Here is a 256-nt window from a genome sequence, read left to right as displayed (position 1 = left end):
CCAGCAGTCGTACTACCCGCTGTTCTCGCCGGGGCGCTGGTCCGACGTCACCGTGCGCAACGGCATCGTCACCGGCCTGACCCTGGACAACCCGGATCCGGAGCTGCGCCTGAACCCGGAGCTGCTCAACCAGACCGAGCACCGCGTGGTCGACACCGACCTGTACGGCGCCAACGCGCAGTGGCAGGTGACCGAGGACCTCAAGCTGATCGGCGACCTGTACCGCTCGACCTCCAAGCGCTATTCCGGCGGCCAG

At 68.0% G+C, this 256-nt stretch carries 1 protein-coding gene; it reads left to right on the top strand.

The window, feature by feature from the left end; translation table 11 throughout:
- Positions 1 to 256, top strand: a 256-nt coding sequence (locus R0J87_RS22345) for a hypothetical protein (RefSeq protein ID WP_498889060.1), incomplete at both ends; no start/stop codon positions are given.

The organism is Halomonas sp. SIMBA_159, assembly GCF_046536035.1.
GTDB classification, from domain to species: Bacteria; Pseudomonadota; Gammaproteobacteria; order Pseudomonadales; family Halomonadaceae; genus Vreelandella; species Vreelandella venusta_A.
This window is presented reverse-complemented; position numbering and strand designations above follow the sequence as displayed.